12 protein-coding genes are annotated in these 13,213 nt (G+C 39.0%); 4 read left to right on the top strand and 8 right to left on the bottom strand.

Translation table 11 applies throughout. The features are described from left to right. Positions 1-55: 55 nt before the first annotated feature. Positions 56-934, bottom strand: a complete 879-nt coding sequence (locus tag ASG01_RS13415; RefSeq protein ID WP_055864600.1) for a NifU family protein — start codon at positions 932-934, stop codon at positions 56-58. Between the two features lie 142 nt (positions 935-1,076). Here ASG01_RS13415 and ASG01_RS13410 point away from each other — a divergent pair, with 142 nt between their 5' ends. After that, positions 1,077-1,598, top strand: coding sequence for a gamma carbonic anhydrase family protein (locus ASG01_RS13410; RefSeq protein ID WP_055864597.1), 522 nt, complete (start codon positions 1,077-1,079; stop codon positions 1,596-1,598). A 19-nt stretch (positions 1,599-1,617) separates the two neighbouring features. Here ASG01_RS13410 and ASG01_RS13405 read toward each other — a convergent pair whose 3' ends face one another. Continuing rightward, positions 1,618-2,058 (bottom strand): hypothetical protein, encoded by a 441-nt coding sequence (locus tag ASG01_RS13405; protein ID WP_131725377.1) that lies wholly within the window; start codon positions 2,056-2,058, stop codon positions 1,618-1,620. Positions 2,059-2,124: 66 nt separating this feature from the next. Here ASG01_RS13405 and ASG01_RS13400 point away from each other — a divergent pair, with 66 nt between their 5' ends. Next, positions 2,125-4,251, top strand: a complete 2,127-nt coding sequence (locus tag ASG01_RS13400; RefSeq protein WP_055864593.1) for a helix-turn-helix domain-containing protein — start codon at positions 2,125-2,127, stop codon at positions 4,249-4,251. A gap of 3 nt (positions 4,252-4,254) precedes the next feature. Here ASG01_RS13400 and ASG01_RS13395 read toward each other — a convergent pair whose 3' ends face one another. Then, on the bottom strand, positions 4,255-4,686 hold the full coding sequence (locus ASG01_RS13395; RefSeq protein WP_055864589.1) for a hypothetical protein: 432 nt from the start codon (positions 4,684-4,686) through the stop codon (positions 4,255-4,257). 114 nt (positions 4,687-4,800) lie between these two features. On the opposite strand from ASG01_RS13395, the gene ASG01_RS13390 reads away from it, so the two are divergent. Both ASG01_RS13390 and ribB read left to right on the top strand, forming a co-directional pair. Beyond that, on the top strand, positions 4,801-5,814 hold the full coding sequence (locus tag ASG01_RS13390) for an LLM class flavin-dependent oxidoreductase (protein ID WP_055864586.1): 1,014 nt from the start codon (positions 4,801-4,803) through the stop codon (positions 5,812-5,814). 54 nt (positions 5,815-5,868) lie between these two features. Beyond that, complete coding sequence (gene ribB, locus ASG01_RS13385; protein ID WP_055864583.1) at positions 5,869-6,990, top strand: 3,4-dihydroxy-2-butanone-4-phosphate synthase; 1,122 nt, start codon at positions 5,869-5,871, stop codon at positions 6,988-6,990. Between the two features lie 127 nt (positions 6,991-7,117). Here ribB and fmt read toward each other — a convergent pair whose 3' ends face one another. From fmt to folK, 5 genes are all read right to left on the bottom strand, one after another. After that, on the bottom strand, positions 7,118-8,065 hold the full coding sequence (gene fmt, locus ASG01_RS13380; RefSeq protein ID WP_055864580.1) for a methionyl-tRNA formyltransferase: 948 nt from the start codon (positions 8,063-8,065) through the stop codon (positions 7,118-7,120). Positions 8,066-8,146: 81 nt separating this feature from the next. Next, positions 8,147-10,048 carry an ATP-dependent DNA helicase RecQ gene (locus ASG01_RS13375; protein ID WP_055864579.1) on the bottom strand — a complete coding sequence of 634 codons (1,902 nt, stop codon included), beginning with the start codon at positions 10,046-10,048 and terminating at the stop codon, positions 8,147-8,149. Positions 10,049-10,121: 73 nt separating this feature from the next. Then, positions 10,122-11,591 carry an OmpA family protein gene (locus tag ASG01_RS13370; RefSeq protein WP_055864577.1) on the bottom strand — a complete coding sequence of 490 codons (1,470 nt, stop codon included), beginning with the start codon at positions 11,589-11,591 and terminating at the stop codon, positions 10,122-10,124. A 69-nt stretch (positions 11,592-11,660) separates the two neighbouring features. Next, positions 11,661-12,764, bottom strand: a complete 1,104-nt coding sequence (locus tag ASG01_RS13365; RefSeq protein ID WP_055864576.1) for a hypothetical protein — start codon at positions 12,762-12,764, stop codon at positions 11,661-11,663. 10 nt (positions 12,765-12,774) lie between these two features. Then, a complete protein-coding gene (folK, locus tag ASG01_RS13360; protein ID WP_055864573.1) occupies positions 12,775-13,203 on the bottom strand; it encodes a 2-amino-4-hydroxy-6-hydroxymethyldihydropteridine diphosphokinase in 429 nt (142 codons plus the stop codon). Positions 13,204-13,213 lie beyond the last annotated feature (10 nt).

Genomic DNA, 13,213 nt, shown 5'->3' with positions numbered 1-13,213 from the left:
AGGTAATGTGTAATTGGTAACAAGCAATCATTGCTCATCATCAAATACTAATATTTTATCCGTTTACGGCTTCTACTTTTTCTACAAGATCCGGAACGAACTGTTTCAGGATATTTTCGATTCCACCTTTCAAAGTTGCTGTCGAACTTGGGCAGCCCGAACAAGCTCCCTGAAGAAGCATTTTCGCAGTTTTGCTTGCTTCATCATATTCCATTAAAGAAATCTTTCCGCCGTCATTTTCTACAGCAGGTGCGACGTATTCATTTAAAATATCAGAAATTTTCTGCTCGTTGTCGGTATAATCTCTTTTGATAATATTTTCAACCGGATTTTCATGTTTTTGTGCTGTAGCGTTGCTTACTTTTCCGCCGTTCTGAAGATATTCTGCAATATAACCGCGAACGGCCATCATAATCTGGTGCCATTCTACAGAATTATCTCTCGTTACCGCCACAAAATTGTCTGAGATAAATACTTCTTTAGCAAAATCAAATTCATTGAAAATTGCTTGTGCCAAAGGAACTTCTGATGCAGCATCCCGGGATTTCACTTCTACAAACCCATCGAGAAGAAGCATGTTTGAAACAAACTTCATCACATTCGGATTTGGTGTCATCTCAGCATAAATCTGATACATTTCTTTTTTCTTCTGAAGATAAATTCTCGGATTGGCCAAAAGCTCGTCTTCGATTACATTTTTCAGACTTTCCGCCACAAATTCCCACTCTACGGTATCCTGTTTGGCTACTGCCACAAAGTTTGCCGTGATAAAAACTCTTTCCACGAAAGGATAATTGAAAAGTTCCTGCGCCATCGGAATTTCTGTGATGTCAGAATTCCGGTCGAGTTCCAGAGATCCGGGAATGAGGTTGTAGTCAGCGACAAATTTCATCACCTTCGGATTTTCTGTGGGTTCTATAAGTATGTTGTGCATTTTTTTAATTAGATTTGAGAGTACAAAAATACGGATTACAAGTCAGAAGAATCGTTCAGGCAGTTAGATTTTTGCTATCGGCGCTATTTGCACCTGTAAGTTTTCCACTTTAATTTTATTTAAACCAAATTTTAAAATAGATATGGCGCTCATCAAAGAACTTTTAGGCAAAACTCCGCAGATCGGAGAAAATGTTTTTCTCGCAGAAACAGCAACAATCATCGGCGATGTGGTGATGGGAAATGACTGTAGCATTTGGTATAATGCAGTGATTCGTGGTGATGTAAATTTCATCAGAATGGGCGATAAAGTGAATGTGCAGGATAATGCGATGCTTCACTGTACCTACGAAAAATTTCCGCTTGAGATAGGCAATAATGTTTCTATCGGACATAATGCAATTGTGCATGGCTGCAGGATAAAAGACAATGTGCTGATCGGAATGGGCTCAATTGTGATGGATGACTGTCTGGTTGAAGAAAATTCTATCGTCGGCGCAGGTTCGGTCGTTACGCAGGGTTCCCATATAAAATCAGGTGAAGTTTGGGGAGGAATTCCCGCTAGGAAAATCAAAGATATTTCGCCGGCTCTACTGGAGGGCGAGGTTAATAGAATTGCTGATAATTACGTGAAATATTCTTCGTGGTACAAAGAAGAAAATTAATAAAAAAAAGCGGCTTTGATTAATAGATCAAAACCGCTTTTTCATTTTGGCACTTCACGCCGGTTGGTTCTGCAGCAAGCATACAGTCAGATACGATGCTGTATTTTTTATTAAACTCAGACATTCGTCTGTTGTAATCTTCAATTCTAGAGCGAATTTCTTTTTCCGATTTTTTTGGAAAAGTAAGATACGAAACGGGGCCTCCACACGCTTTTATCCCAATCGGAGCAAAAGTCCATTGGGAAGCATCGCTGCATTTTTCTTTTGAAGCCATCATTTCGATCGCCACGCGCATTTTATCAAGCTGAGCGCCGTCATATTTTTGGGAAGCTTCGTCTACAGGTCGTTCTGCAATATCTTTTGGCAAAGTGGCCGGATCTGGTGCTGAAGATTTGCACGAAACAGCCCAAATACTTAATGCCAATGCAGCAACGGGAATTTTTATCAGTGCGTTTTTCATAATTTCTTTTTTGAAACCTTTCATCAAATTTCGTTCCTTCCCTTCATTTCTTTAATTTTGCAAAGGATGAACCATCACTTTTTTGATTTAATAGAACACACCAGCCGAAGCGTTTTTCTCACCGGAAAAGCAGGAACCGGTAAAACTACATTTCTTAACGATTTTGTAAAAAAAACCAAGAAGAAACATATCGTAGTGGCACCGACAGGAATTGCGGCGATCAACGCAGGCGGCGTTACCATTCACTCGATGTTTGGCCTGCCTCTGCGTACTTTTTTGCCGACGACCGACCGTATCGACAGCAGTTTGGGAAATAATATTTCCGATCTGATGTCTCATTTTAAATACAGGAAAGACAAACTGAAACTGCTTCGCGAAGTGGAGGTCATTATCATCGATGAGGTTTCTATGCTGCGTGCTGATGTTTTGGATATGATGGATTTTTCGCTGCGGTTTATCAGGAGAAATAATCAGCCGTTCGGTGGCGTGCAGATGCTTTTCATCGGCGATCTTTATCAGCTTCCGCCGGTCGTTCGCGATGAGCATATTCTGAAAATGTTTTACGGTTCGCCTTTTTTCTTCGACAGTTTGGCTATTAAAAATATTCCTTTATTAACGATCGAACTTACCAAAGTCTACCGCCAAAACGACGAGTATTTTCTTGAAATTTTAAATGCAATCCGTGACGGTGATGTTGCCAGTATTGATTTTGATCAGCTTAATGAACGCTACGATCCGAATTTTAACGCAGGAGAAGATTCTTACGTATATCTGTGTTCGCACAACAAAATTGCGGATGATATCAATCAGCAAAAACTGGCAGAGCTTAAAGTTTCTCCGTCGGTTTTTGAGGCAAAACTGTTTGGAGATTTCAAAGAAAATCAGTTCCCGAATGAGCAGTTTCTCGAACTGAAAATCGGTGCTCAGGTAATGTTTATAAGAAATGACATTACCGGCGAAAAAAAATATTTCAACGGAAAACTTGGCGAGATTTCTGCGTTAGACGAAAAAGAGATAAAAGTCGTTCTCGAAGGAAGCGGTCGCGAAATTACCGTAAAACGTGAGGTTTGGGAGCAGAAAAAATATTCTTTAGACAACGAAAAAAACATAAAAGAGGAAGTTTTAGGCAGTTTTGAGCAGTTTCCGATCAAGCTGGCGTGGGCGGTTACAATTCACAAAAGTCAGGGACTCACGTTTGATAAAGTGATTATTGATGCCGGAAAAAGTTTCACTGCCGGACAGGTTTATGTCGCGCTTTCGCGTTGCCGCACGCTGGAAGGAATTGTTTTAAAATCGAAAATTACGCCTGAAGTTATTTTTAAAGATATACGGATTTTGAAATTTCAGGGTGATACGCAGGCGAATGATCAGGTTGAAAATATTTTAAACGGCGAAAAATACGATTACAGCATCCGGAAAATGTTGCGCAGTATCGATTGCCAATGGCTTTTAAAGGAAATAGAGCAGTGGAATAATCAGTCGATTGTTGCAAAAAATATCGATCACTCAAAATCCGGAGCGCTATATTTAAAACTGAAACATGATGCGCTGAATCTCGGTAAAATATTTGAGAAACTGGAACGTGTGATCTTTCAGAAAGTCCAGCTTTTCGTGGAAAAAAAGGAAAATTGGAACGAGATTGAAAGTAAATCTAAAGGTGCTGTGAATTTCTTTTTTACCGAAATTAGAGATAAGATTTTCAGTCCGCTGAAAGATTTTTATTCTGAAGTAAAAGCTGTGAAAGGTCTGAAACAGTACAACGAAGATCTGAAGTCGCTGCTGGAAGATATTGAAGATTATCTGAACAGCATGAAGGAAATTCATCTTTTGGAAACCAAACTTCTGGAAGAAAAAAACAACCAGGAAATCAGCATGAAAATTGCGAAAGTTCCGTCGCAGGTTCTTACATATCAGCTTTTCGAGGAAGGAAAAACCATTGCTGAAATCGCTCGTGACCGTGGTTTGGTAAAGGAAACGGTGATTGGTCACCTGGCGAAATTTGCTGAGCGTGGCATGGTCGATATTTCGAGAATTGTGACGAGAGAGAAAATTTCAGCTTTTGAAAATCAGTTTAAAAAAGATCCGAAAGAAACATTAACCGACTGGAAAACGGTGCTTCCCAATGATTTTGATTTTAATGAAATAAGAATTTTGGTGAATCATTTTACTTTTTTGAAGGAGAAAGAAAATTGACGTTTATTTTTCTGGTATATTAATGTTATAGCCGACAATTTTTATTTCTACGTTTTCTTTGGTCATTGAAACTGTTTCATGGGTAACACCAAGTTCGCGTTGAACGTCATATTTCAATACATATTCGTTTTTGGGATTTGTACCTTTCACGACCAGAGTTTCCCAACTAGCCAACTCGTAACCTTTAATTACACCTTTTTCCTGCTGTACTTTGTTAATAATATATCCAGTTCTTCTTTGCCGGTCACTCAAAAAACTTTTTACTGAAAAGATTGTGAAGATTGTCTTTGTTACTTCCGTAAACCATTTCCAGTAGTATTTGTCAGAGACATTTTTTGCTTCGTCTTTATCTGCTTCCCTGTTTACAAAGCTTTGATTAAAGGAGCAGGCATTTAAAAGAAGTAATAAAAATAAAAGAGAATAAATTTTTTTCATAATGTATTAATGTTTTAAATGAATTTAGCTTGATAGAGTTTGCCGAAGCCAGACTATACATCAGATCAATGGCAATTTACAATTATTCTAAATTGGTTGGTTTAAATTTGCAGTATGAAAAATTTTAATTTATCTGTGCTTGATCTTGCGCCTGTGAAGGCTGGAAAAACCATTCACGATACATTTCAAGACAGTCTTTCGCTGGCGAATTTTGCAGAAAATTTAGATTATAAAAGATTCTGGCTCGCCGAGCATCATAATATGGAAAGCATCGCCAGTTCTGCCACTTCAGTTTTGATTGGTTTTATTGCCAACGGAACAAAAAAAATCAGAGTGGGATCTGGGGGAATTATGCTTCCAAATCACAGTTCGCTGACGATTGCCGAGCAGTTTGGAACACTGGAGTCGCTTTTTCCGGGACGGATTGATTTGGGAATTGGCCGCGCGCCTGGAACTGACGGTTTGACGGCGAAAGCGCTTGGCAGAAATATTATGTCCATTAATTCACAGTTTCCAAAACAGATTTCAGAATTGCAGCAGTATTTTTCTAAAGAAAATTCGAGTGCGCCGGTTCGTGCGATTCCTGGTGAAGGTTTAGATATTCCATTATATATTTTAGGTTCAAGTACCGACAGCGCGTGGCTTGCTGCTGAATTAGGCCTGCCGTATGCTTTTGCAGGACATTTTGCACCCGAACAGATGGAAATGGCTTTTCAGATTTACCGTCAGCATTTTGAGCCTTCAAAATATTTGACAAAACCGCACATTATTGCCTGTGTCAATGCTATAGCTGCTGAAACTTCTGAGGAAGCACATTTTCTTGCTACGACTTTATTTCAGGCATTTATCAACATCATCAGAAACGATAGAAAGCCTTTCCCAAAACCTGTTGAAGATATGGATGACATCTGGAATCCAATGGAAAAAGCCATGGTTTTAAAAATGCTGAAATTCAGTTTTATCGGTGACGAAAATGAGATCGCAGAGAAACTTTCAGATTTTCAGGAGCTGTATCAGGCTGACGAATTGATGATAACATCCCACGTTTACGATCATCAGAAAAGATTAAATTCCTACAAAATAATGAAACAGGCGGCGCAGCGCGCTTTCGAAAGCAATAAAGTATAGAGATAATTGCTGAATGCTTTTATTATAATTATCTTTGCGAAAATTAAATTTAATATGTCAGATATAAAGTTAAATACCATTCCGGAAGCCATTGAAGACCTGAAAAACGGGAAAATGATCATCGTAGTTGATGACGAAGACCGTGAGAATGAAGGTGACTTTCTTTGTGCTGCAGAACTTGTAACGCCGGAACTGATCAACTTTATGGCATATCACGGCAGAGGTTTGATCTGTCTGCCGCTTCCCGAGAAGAGATGTGACGAGCTTGGCCTAGAAATTATGGTAAGCCGAAGCAGCGATCCGAAAGAAACTGCGTTTACGGTTTCTGTAGACCTTTTGGGCAACGGAACTTCTACCGGAATTTCTGCCAGCGACCGAGCAAAAACGATTTTAGCTTTGATGGATGAAAATTCAAAACCTTCAGATTTTATGCGTCCGGGACACATTTTTCCGCTTCGTGCGAAGAAAGGTGGTGTTTTGAAAAGAGCCGGCCACACAGAAGCTGCGATTGATCTGACGTGTTTGGCAGGTTTAAAAGAAGGCGGTGTAATCTGCGAAATCATGAACGAAGACGGCAGCATGTCACGTTTGCCGGAACTGATGATTCTTGCGCAGAAACATGATATGAAAATTATTTCTATCGAAGATTTGATTCATTACCAGCTGAAAAAAGGAAATCTGATCGACCGTATTGAAGAGAGAAAAGTAAAAACTGCTTTTGGTGAATTCGATTTCCTGGCTTTTAGAGAAACTTCAAATGATCAGGTTCATTTTGCTTTGACGAAAGGTTCGTGGACGACCGATGAACCGGTTTTGGTTCGTGTACAGTCTTCAGATTCTTATTTTGATGTTTTAACGAGACTGAGCAATGGTGAAAAACCACAGCTTGAAAAAGTGACAAACATGATCAACGAAGCGGGAAAAGGTGCGATTATCTTCATTAATAATGTTTCGAATTCTGAAAATACTTTAAGAAAACTTCAGCAATTTCTGAATTTCCAGGACGGACAGCAAAAACATCCGACGGCATCTTTCAATTACAGAGATTATGGAATTGGAACGCAGATTTTAAAGAATTTAGGAATCAATAAATTTAAAGTCATCACGCAGAATCCGGATGTGAAACCGCAGGTTGGCGGCTACGATGTAGAAGTTGTTGAAATGGTTCAGCTTTAAAAATCAATTGTAAATTATCAATTTTGCTTGAAAGTGAATTTTTAAATTTTTTAAATTGATAAAGTCTTGAATTGACTTTTTAGAAAATTTACAGTTGACTTAAAAAATAAAAAATGGCTTGATTTACTCAGGCCATTTTTATTTCGTCAAAATTTCTGAAACCGTTCAGGAAATCTTTGATATTCATTCTTTTTTTGCCTTCCAGCTGAAGTTCGGTTGGCGAGTAAAAACCGTCTTTCGTAAATATTTTAAAACCGTTTTTTGAAATCTCAAGACTTCCTAACGTTTTTTGATGCGAAGATTCCTCAAACTTTCCGTTAAAGATTTTCAGCGTTTTTTCGTCTTCACCGATTTTTAAAACAGTAAATGCAGCCGGATAAGGCGACATGCCGAGAATAAACTGATGAACGGCTTTTCCTGATTTTTGCCAATCGATTTTTGTATCTTCTTTAAAGATTTTAAAAGCATTTTTTGGCTCAGCAACTTCCGGCTGAGGTTTTTCTGTAATTGAATTTTCCGATAATCCGTCCAGTGTTTTTACAACGAGTTCTGCGCCCATTTCCATGAGTCTGTCGTGCAGATGTCCCGCGTTTTCGTCAGGTAAAATCTCGATTTCTTCCTGCAGCAAAATGTTTCCTTCGTCAATCTTTTCGTTGATAAAAAACGTTGTTGCGCCTGTCTTTTTCTCTCCGTTAATAACTGCGAAATTGATCGGCGCCGCACCGCGATAATCAGGTAAAAGTGAAGCATGAAGATTGAAAGTTCCCATTTTTGGCATTTCAAATAAAATTTTTGGCATCATTCGAAATGCAACAACGACAAAAACATCTGCCTTGAGATTTTTTATTTCTTCTAAAAATTCAGGATTTCTCAGTTTTTCGGGCTGAAAAACAGTAAGATTATTTTCAGCAGCGTATATTTTTACGGGTGACTGATTCACTTTTTGACCACGACCGCTTGCTTTATCAGCAACCGTAACGACACCAACGACGTTGTGTAAAGATTCATGAATGGCCTGCAGCGAAGTTTTGGCAAACTCCGGCGTACCGAAGAAAACGACTTTTAAAGATTTCATACCGCAAAGATAAAAAACAGGATTTTGTTTTTATGAACCTTTACCGCTAAGTTTTTAATTTTAAAAGAAGGTTATAGCAATTTACGTCAAAGCGTACGTACGGAAATTCAGCATTTTTACCTTACCGGAATCGAGCAGGAAAATAAGGTTTTCTAAAATGTTTTCTTTGGAATGAAAATGCAGCAAAATAGAAATTTCTTCGATTGTAGCCGCATTTTTAGATAAGACTTTTAAAATCTCATCGCTTACATTATTGCCGAAAAGTGACTGTTTGTTTTTTTCGCAGACGGTACATTTTCCGCAGTTCTTAGATTTCTTTTCACCAAAATACGCCAGAATCAAACGCATTTTGCAGTACTGCGTGTCTTCGGTGTAGAATCTCATTTCTTCCCACTTTTGTATTTTATTTTTTTGAATCTGCTCGAAGACATTCCAGTAGAAATTATGCAAAGTTCTTTCGTCACGCGGTTTCAGAAACTTAATGCTTGTCAGTGCGCCGTCGATATATTCCACATAGTTTTTCTTCTGCATTTCTTTGATCTTTTCTTTGATCAGATGAGCGCTGATCCCGGTTTTTCCGCTTACATATTGTTCACTGAATGAGACACGATGTGTCGACAATCCTGAAATCGTACGCAGCAGAAATTCAAGAAAATGCGCATCTTTTGCGGGAAGTTGATCGATTTCTTCTGGCTGCATCATCAATTGAACCGACGAAAGACTTTTGTTGCTGTTCAGATAAATAATTTCTTGTGTGTGAAGAAAATTCATCACATTTTTGATCTTCGCTAAAGAAAGTTTTGTAAAATTCTGAACGCTGGTGAGGTTGATCTGAAAAGTTTTTTCCGGAAGTTCAAAATCGGCAACCTGAAATGCAGAGTAGATGTAGGAGATGATTTTCTGATATTCTTTTTTATTCGGGATCTGATTTTTTAAAATCTGTTCAAAATCAGAAAGTTCCTGTTCATTCCAGAGCAGAAACGCAAAACTGGGAAGTCCATCACGACCGCCACGGCCAATTTCCTGATAATAGTTTTCAATCGAAGGCGAAGGCGAAAAGTGAATCACAAAACGCACATTTTCTTTGTCAATGCCCATCCCAAAAGCGTTTGTCGAAATAAGAACATGACTGTCGCTGTTTTTCCAGGTATTCTGACGGAAGTTTTTCTCTTTTACGGTAAGTCCGGCGTGGAAATAATCGACGTGCGAAAGATTATTTTTGTGCAGAAATGCAGTAAGCTGCTCAGCATCTTTCCGTGATCTCACGTAGATGATCCCCGAATCTTTGGTGTATTTTAAAATATTAAAAATCCGCTGGTATTTATCGCTGACTTTTTCACTAAAAATTTTAATGTTGCTTCGCTTAAAACTCTTCTGAAATACTGCAGGATTTTTCAGATCAAGTTTTGATTTTATTTCTTCTAAAACTTTTGGAGTCGCAGTTGCCGTTAGCGCGAGGCAGGCAATTTGTGGATGATTTTTTCTGAAGTCTTTTATATTCTGATAACTCGGACGAAAATCCTGTCCCCATTCTGAAATACAGTGCGCTTCGTCTACCGCGATAAAAGAAAGCTGAATTTCTTCCATCTGAACGATGAAAGAACGGTTTGTAAGTCTTTCGGGTGAAACATATAAAAGTTTAGTGAGACCGTCTTTGCAGCGGTTATAAATAACTTCAGCATCATAATCATCGAGTTCGCTGCTTAGATATTCTGCTTCAATACCTCTTGATTTGAGCTGAAAAACCTGATCTTTCATTAACGCTAAAAGCGGAGAAATTACAAGGCAAACTCCTTCTTTTAGTAATGCCGGAAGCTGGTAGCAGAGCGATTTTCCGGCACCTGTCGGTAAAAGAACAAGTGTATCTTTAGCAGATAAAGTAGAGTCGATAATTTCTTCCTGATCGTCGCGGAAACTATCGTAGCCCCAAAAATGTTTTAGGGTATCGTATTTTAGTTTCTGAAAATCCTGAAGAGAAATCATACAGTAAATGTAAGAAAAAGGCAATAAAAAAAGCCACGCAATGCGTGACTTTAGTTTATCTGAAAATGTTTTTTTACTTAACCTCGAAGTAAACTCTTCTGTTGGCTCTGTTTTTCCACTCTTCACATTTCTCTGCCGGGTCGCACTCGGGATATTTAAGGTCTTTTTCACCTCTTCCTACTGCGTTAAGTTTAGAAGCATTAACACCGTTTTGAATCAAATAGTTTTTCACGCTGTTTGCTCTTCTTTCAGAAAGTTTCTGGTTGTATTCGTCAGAACCTTTTGTATCTGTTGCACCGATAACCGTGTACACAGAGCCGTCAGATTTATTGATATAACCAACTGCATTATTCAAAATTGGTGTGTTTGAAGATAAGATTCTATCTGAATTAAAATCAAACTCAATCCCTTCAAGGTTTGTCACCACTTCATCTACAACTCCTCCAGGTGTTGGAGCCGGAGTCATAGGACAACCGTTGTTCTCAGCAGGACCAGGAACGGTAACACATTTGTCGTAAAGATCAATCACACCGTCTAGATCAGCATCCAAAGCTACACCAGCACCGTCAACTCTTGCACCGGCAGGTGTATCAAGCTGTCTGTCCCAGTCGTCGCAAACGCCGTCGTTGTCTACATCACCTTTTTTACAAACTTCGATATCCTGATTTCTTTCAGCCAATACATCTAATTTATAATAAAGTTCCTGCAATGGATCATGCCACATTAAGTGAGATTCATGTTTGCCAAGCTGTAAAGAGAGACCCAACGTAGCATTAATAAAGTTATCAGAAATCTGATCTTCACGCTTGTTGATATCGCTGTACTGTCTTCCGCCACCGTCAAACTCATCGTCTGTGGTTACAACATACATGATACGGCCTTCAACATTTAATCTGTTGTTAATTTTGTATTTTAAACCTGCACCAGCCTGACCAAATAATGAATTCAGTCTGAAAGGCTTGATTTCTGTCATCAGTCTTTGGTAAGGTGAGGACGCGTCTTTCTGATAAGCTCTATAAGCAAGAGTTCCTACACCCGCATATCCGTGAAGGGCCCATCTGAATGGAGATTTGTTATCAACTCTTCTCAAAAGATTTGAAAAATTCAAGTCTCCTAAAACAGATATTGCATCATATTGAGTTCTTCCTGCAACCTGTTGAAAAGCAGGAGCGTTTGTTGGCGCTAAGTCTTTTGCATTAAACCATCCCTGTCTGGTTTCTCCTCTGTCGTACTGAATATTAATACCGAAAGCGTGGGTAATTGCTTTGTCAATACTTGCGTAAACAGAATAACCGAAAAGGTTTTTTCCGTTACCGTTTTTGATGGAAGTAAGATCTGCAGACTGTATCATCGGTACGCCTGCACCTACTGATATTGCCCAGTCATTAAATCTTTTTGATTCTTGAGTGAATGGAGCAACGTTCGAAGAACCTGAGGAAAAAGTTGAAGAACGTTCTGCATTAGAAACAGCTGTTGAGTCTTGCGCAGACATTGCTGTAGGTACAGCCAACGCCAGTGCAGCAATTGCTAAACTTAATTTCATAGTGTTATTTATTTAGTTATTAGTCTTATGTAAAAATGGGCAGATAAGAAAATATCTGCCCTGAGTTTTTTATTGGGTAACTGGGCAACCTTCGTTAGACGCAGGGCCAGGAACGGTAACACATTTGTCGATGTGATCGATCACACCATCCAAATCGATGTCCAATGCGACACCTGCACCGTCAACTCTTGCACCAGCAGGTGTATCAAGCTGTCTGTCCCAGTCGTCGCAAACACCGTCATTATCTAAATCACCTTTTTCACAAACCACAAGTTCCTGTGTGGTGTTTTCAAGTGTATAAATTCTTCCGTAAGCTTCCTGTAGCGGGTCGTGCCAAGAAAGATGTGAAGGATGTTTTCCTAATTTGAAAGTAAGTCCGATGTTGAAAGTCATCATGGCGTCTGAATAAGAATCATCAATAAGATTATAATTAATTCTGTCACCAAGTGGAGTATCAAGAGATCTTCCTTCGCCACCACCGTCAAATTCTTCATCAAATGAGTTGATGTACATTACACGGGCTTCAACATCCAGTAATCTTGAAACATTGTATTTTAAACCAATACCGGCCTGCATGAAAAATGAGTTGATGTCAAGTTTCTGATCATTTCTGATAGGAATTCTCGGTGGAGAAACGCTGTATCTTGAAGCATCATTATCAATAAGTTCCGTTTTGAATCCCATAAAACCGGCACCAAGATAACCGTGTAACGCCCATCTGAAAGGAGAATTATTGTCAACTCTTCTCATGAGGTTGCTGAAATTGATGTCTCCCATAAGCGCTACAGAGCGAAACTTTGTATATGCATTGGCAATTCCTGCTGCAGGATTTGTCGGCAACTGCGCTTGCTGCTTTGTTTCACCAATGGTAAACTGGGCGCTCATCCCGAAAGTATGTGTGATTTGCTTATCTAAACTACCGTAAGCATTCCAGCCCCAGTTTGTTTTTCCGTCGTAGAAAGATTTAAGATCGGCAAAAGTCATGAATGCCGGACCGCCGCCTACAGTGATCGACCAGTCATTGAATTTTCTGGCTTTATTGTCAAACTGCTGTACATCTGCAGAACCAGAGGAGAACGTGTTGGGATACTGGTTGTAAGAACTTACAGAAATACTGTCTTGAGCGTAAGCAGCAACAGGCAACATCGCCAATAATAATAGACCTAATTTCATACAATATGTTTTATGTTTTGATTTCAAATAAATTATCCAATACAAGCTTGGAAAATGCTCTTTCAAAAAGATGTTTCTTGTGAGGGAGTAATAGTCTTTCTGATATAAAATTCAAACTGCCGTATTTTACGATATCTATGTCTATCAGGCGGTCTGTGTATCCGCCAGTCTTTGTAGAATCGTGGGTTCTCCCAAGATCGGCTTCTATATTTTTAGCTAAATCTAAAAGGCCGACAGGTGAAAACGGTGTACCTATAATAAGTGCAATATTACAAAAATAATTGGAACTTACAAATTCGACAGGTTCTGATGTGATTATATTACTTTTTGTTAATATAACGTTGCCTGCCTCAGCTATTTTGTTCACAGCATTTTCCAGATTTTTTTTTCGGTCACCAAGATTAGTTCCCAGTAACAAAACGGCAGTTTGTTGCGACATATCAGGAAAT

The organism is Chryseobacterium sp. Leaf180 (assembly GCF_001424585.1).
Lineage (GTDB): Bacteria > Bacteroidota > Bacteroidia > Flavobacteriales > Weeksellaceae > Chryseobacterium.
The sequence above is the reverse complement of the archived record's forward strand: the minus strand, read 5'-3'. Positions and strand labels throughout refer to the sequence as shown.